Origin of the sequence: Streptomyces sp. ERV7, from assembly GCF_001653515.1 — a bacterium.
Classification (GTDB): Bacteria; Actinomycetota; Actinomycetes; order Streptomycetales; family Streptomycetaceae; genus Streptomyces.
This window is the reverse complement of record NZ_LYOY01000012.1, coordinates 1-4,608: the sequence shown is the minus strand read 5'-3', so window position 1 is coordinate 4,608 and position 4,608 is coordinate 1. Positions and strand designations below refer to the sequence as shown.

The following is a 4,608-nucleotide window of genomic DNA, read 5'->3' as shown; positions in this document are numbered from 1 at the left end:
CTGTACGGGGGGTGGGGCAGGCCGGGGCAAGAGGTGCGCTCTGGTCGGAACCTCCCACGATCAGCCGCCCGGCTCGGTGGATCCGGTAGGGGTTGATTTCCCGTTACGCGGCGGTAAGTTGGCGAGCCGGCCAACTCTCGCACCACTGGTCAGTGCTCCGCACCACTCCGCCCTGAGCCGAGCAGAGGAGTCGACGCATGGGCGTACGGAAGGATCTGAGGAGGGCCGCGCGGCGCGGCGATCTCACCGGGCGGGCCCGGGCGGAGCTCGTGCGCGAGGGCGGTGAGGTGCGCGAGGTGCGGGTCGCCCCGCTGGCCGCCGGGCCCGTGACGGGAAGCGTCGCCGACATCCCGTTCGCCAACGCCGCCGAGACGCCGGACGCGGTGGCGCTGCGGCGCAGACGCGGCGGACGCTGGCAGCCGGTCACCGCGGCCGCCTTCGCCCGTGAAGTCGCGGACACGGCCAAGGGGTTGATGGCGGCGGGCCTCGAACCCGGCGGACGCGTCGCCCTGATGTCGCGCACCCGCTACGAGTGGGCCGTCCTCGACTTCGCGATCTGGGCGGCGGGCGGGGTGAGCGTGCCCGTCTACGCCACCTCCTCGACCGAGCAGATCGACTGGATCCTCGGCGACTCCGGGTCCCGGATGCTGATCGTGGAGAGCGGGACCGAGCTGCGGACGGCCGGGGAGGCCGCCGAGGGCCGCCGGGTGTTCGTCATCGACGACGGCGCCCTGGCCCAACTCGCCGTCGGCGGGCGGGAGACGAGCGACGAGGAGCTCGACAAGCGGCGCGCCGCGCTCGGCCCCGACACCGTCGCCACCCTCTGCTACACCTCCGGCACCACCGGCAGACCGAAGGGCTGCGTCCTCACCCACCGCAACCTGCATGCCGAGACCGCCAACATGGTCGAGCTGATGCACCCCGTCTTCCGGGAGGTCAGCAGCCGGGACGCCTCGACCCTGCTCTTCCTGCCGCTCGCCCACATCCTGGGCCGCAGCCTCCAGATCGCCTGTCTGAGGGCGGGCATCGAGATCGGCCACTGGCCCAGCGTCACCCCCGACGAACTCCGGCCACAGCTGAAGGAGTTCCGTCCCACCTTCGTCGTCGGTGTCCCCTACCTCTTCGAGAAGATCCACGACACCGGGCGGGCCACCGCCGAGCGCATGGGCCGCGCCGCCTCCTTCGACCGCGCCCACCGGATCGCCGTGCGCTACGGCGAGGCGTCCCTCGACCCCTCCGCGGGGACGGGGAAGGGCCCCGGCCCCGCGCTGCGGCTCGGCCGGGCGCTCTACGACCTGCTGGTCTACCGCCGTGTGCGCAAGGAGCTCGGGGGCCGGCTGCGCTACGCCATCAGCGGCGGCTCCCCCCTCGACCGCGAGCTGAGCCTCTTCTTCTACGGCGCCGGCATCCTGATCTACGAGGGCTACGGGCTCACCGAGACCACCGCGGCCGCCGTCGTCACCCCGCCGCTCGGCCCGCGCCCCGGCACGGTCGGCCTGCCGGTGCCCGGCACCTCGGTGCGGATCGCCGACGACGGAGAGGTCCTGCTCAAGGGGCCGATCGTCTTCGACGGTTACTGGAACGACCCGGCGGCCACCGACGGCGTCCTGGCCGGCGACTGGTTGGCGACCGGCGACCTCGGGCGGTGCGACGCCGACGGCTATCTGACCATCACCGGCCGCAAGAAGGACATCCTGGTCACCTCCGGCGGCAAGAACGTCTCGCCCGGCGTCCTGGAGGACCGGCTGCGCGGCCGGTCGCCGGTCGGCCAGTGCCTGGTCGTGGGCGACAACCGCTCGTACGTCGCCGCGCTGATCACGCTCGACCCCCAGGCGGTCGAGCGCTGGCTGGCGGTGCGCGGGCGGCCCGCGGACACCCCGGTCGAGCGGCTGGTGGACGACCAGGAGCTCGTCGCGGAGGTCCAGAAGGCCGTGGACCACGCCAACGCGGCGGTCTCGCGGGCCGAGTCGATCCGCCGGTTCCGGCTGGTGGCAGGGGAGTTCACCGAGCAGAACGGACTGCTGACGCCGTCCCTGAAGGTCAAGCGGCGGGCGGTGGCCGCCGCGTACGCCCGCGAGATCGAGGAGCTGTACGGGCCGAGGTGACCGAGGAGTCCGGTAAGGGGTCGGCGCGCTCGCGCAGATGCATCGCGCGCAGCACGATCTCGGTGGCGAAGCGGTGCTCCGGGTCGGTCAGCCGGTGGCCGAAGGCCGCGTCGAGGTTGCGCATGCGGTAGCGCACGGTCTGCGGGTGGATGTGCAGCACCTCGCCGATCTGGGCGGCGGTGCCACGGGTGGCGAGCCACGCCCGCAACGTCTCGGTCAACCGCTCGCGGCGGGTCGCCGTATGGCCCTGGAGCGGGGCCAGTTCACGGGCCGCGAGCAGCTCCAGGAGCGCCGGGTCCGACATCAGCAGCAGTGTGACCAGGTGGTCCGCGCTGTGGACGACCGGCGCCTCGGTGATGATCCCGGACAGCGCGAGGCCGAGCGCCTGGCGGGCCCAGCGCAGCGAGTCCGCCGCCCCCGCCAGAGCCACCGTGGGCCCGGCCGCCGCGCGCGCCCCGCCGAGCGCCTGGACGAGCGACTTGTGGCGCTCGGCGTGCAGAGCGCCCGGCACCAGCAGATACGGCTGCGGGTCCCCGAGGTCCATCAGCACGTCGCCGTGCAGGGCGGTGCGGGCGGGGTGGGCGCCGGCGCTGAGCGCGACCAGGGTCAGCTCCTGAGGGAGCTGCCAGCCCGCCCGTTCGGCCAGCTCGACGAGGGTGACCCGGGGTGTTCCGCCGCCGGACGCGATCAGCCGCAGGATCTTTCTCCGCAACTCGTCCTGGTTGTCCTCGGCCGACGATCTGGCCTGGAGGTAGCCCTCGCTGGCCAGCGCCTCCAACTGGTCCATGTACGCGAACAGGGTGTCCGCGAAGGACAGCATGAACACGGGGGAGAGGTTGTAGCGCTTGCCGACCTTCTTGGTGTGGCGCAGCGCGACCCGGGCGCCGACGCGGAAGGTGCCGCGCAGGGTGTCCAGGCTGCCGCCCTGGGAGGCGGCGAACCGGCCGAACGTACGGATCATCTCGTCCCGCAGCGGCGAGGGCACCGAGGGCCGCACCACCTGGTCCACGAAGATGGTCAGGCTCTGCTCGATCGCCGAGTGCACGAACCGGCCGTGCGGGCCCGCGAAGACGTCCGCGAACTCCGGATACGCGCGGACGACCTCGGCCTTGATCTCGTCGAGCAGCGGCGGGAGTTCGGGCCACATGATGGTGGCGAGCTCCCGGGGGATCGGTCCCAGCTGCTCCGAGGGGGCCGATGCGTGGAGGGCGTTCGGCATGCGCTGTCCCTTTCACTGGCCGGGACGTACGGCTCGACGTTCGGCTCGGGTGGGCGACGCACCGTGGGCCTGCTGTGGGGCCGACGTCAACTCACAACATCTGCAACATAGACCAGCCCGCGCCCGAAGGCACCAGTGCGTACGGAGGAAATGTGTGCCCCGTGACGGGTTCTCGTTGCGGCCGGACACAAAGATGCTCGCCACGGCGCGGAAGCGGCAATGGGATTGCCCGAACACGGCGGAAAACGTTGACCTGTGTACGAATTTCCGGAGGTGATCGGCCGAGACGCAATAACATGCGTGCGCGTGGCGGCCGGGTGCCCGGCGGCCGGATTCGGCCGTGGGGTATTGCACGCCCCGATTCCCCGCGCGTAGCGTCCTCGGTGCCCCGGGGTCGACGGCGCTCGCCGCCCCTCACGGCGGGCCGCCGCCCGCTCCCCGGCGGCGCGGCCCACGCCCCAGGGCTGCGGATCCCGGAGCGGGGTCCCGCGATCCGTCCCCCCGGACCGCGGGGCCCCGCTCCTGCGTGCGCCCGGGTTCTGTACCGCCGTTGACAAGGCGACCACCCGGAATTGTGGCGCCGGTGACAAATATCCACCGGCCTGCGAGGAGATCGGAGATTCGCGCGGAAGCGGTATTGCGGCACCGGGTTACCCGTACGTAACGTCACGGCGACATCGGCCGTTCCCGGCGCCCGTAGAACCGCTATTCACAGGAGCAGAGCCATGGGCGGTGCATTCGACCGGCGCGGTGCCGCTATCGCCGCCGCGCTGGGCGTGAGCGTGCTTCTTCTCGGCCTTGTTCCGGCATCGGGGACAATTGCGCGGAACCGGGAGACAGGCGTTCAGGCCATTTACGACTGCGCGTCGGGCGCCGTGCACCGGGCCGTCGCCGTCGCCTTCACCGGTGTCTATCCGACGGACGGCCGCCCCGGGCAGCCGCTGCGGACCGAGCGGTTCGCCGTACGCCCCGAGCCGGCTCCCGAGGCGGTCACCGCGCTCCTGCCCCCGGGCACCGCGGCGGTGTCCGGTACCGCCCGGCTCGCCGTCGAGGTCGCCCAGAACGGCGCGTCGGCCCACGCCGACTGGGCGGGGCTCACCGCCCCCGCCGCCACGGGGGACGACGGGCCGCTGCCCGCTTTCACGGGCGAGGTCCCGGCGGTCACGCTGGGTTCGGCGGGGCAAGTGACGCTCACCGCAGGGGAGTTGACGCTGCTGCTCCAGGCGGCGACGGCATCCCCTGCGGGCTCGGCATCGCCGCCCGCTCCCCCGACCGCCCCGGGAC

Annotated in this window: 3 protein-coding genes; 2 read left to right on the top strand and 1 reads right to left on the bottom strand. The window is 72.9% G+C overall.

What is annotated here, in order from left to right:
* Positions 1-197: 197 nt before the first annotated feature.
* A complete protein-coding gene (locus A8W25_RS05715; RefSeq protein ID WP_067156976.1) occupies positions 198-2,105 on the top strand; it encodes an AMP-dependent synthetase/ligase in 1,908 nt (635 codons plus the stop codon).
* On the opposite strand, the gene A8W25_RS05710 is transcribed toward A8W25_RS05715, so the two are convergent.
* Positions 2,041-3,324: a helix-turn-helix domain-containing protein gene (locus tag A8W25_RS05710; protein WP_067156973.1), complete on the bottom strand. Its 1,284-nt coding sequence runs from the start codon at positions 3,322-3,324 to the stop codon at positions 2,041-2,043. The genes A8W25_RS05715 and A8W25_RS05710 overlap by 65 nt on opposite strands.
* Positions 3,325-4,199: 875 nt before the next feature.
* On the opposite strand from A8W25_RS05710, the gene A8W25_RS05705 reads away from it, so the two are divergent.
* On the top strand, positions 4,200-4,608 hold a 409-nt coding region (locus tag A8W25_RS05705), incomplete at its 3' end, for a DUF6801 domain-containing protein (protein WP_324616184.1).

What these genes read in the sequence shown, in the direction of transcription:
- A8W25_RS05715 (WP_067156976.1), top strand. Translation starts at nt 198, where the DNA reads ATGGGCGTACGGAAGGATCTGAGGAGGGCCGCGCGGCGCGGCGATCTC.
- A8W25_RS05710 (WP_067156973.1), bottom strand. Translation starts at nt 3,324, where the DNA reads ATGCCGAACGCCCTCCACGCATCGGCCCCCTCGGAGCAGCTGGGACCG.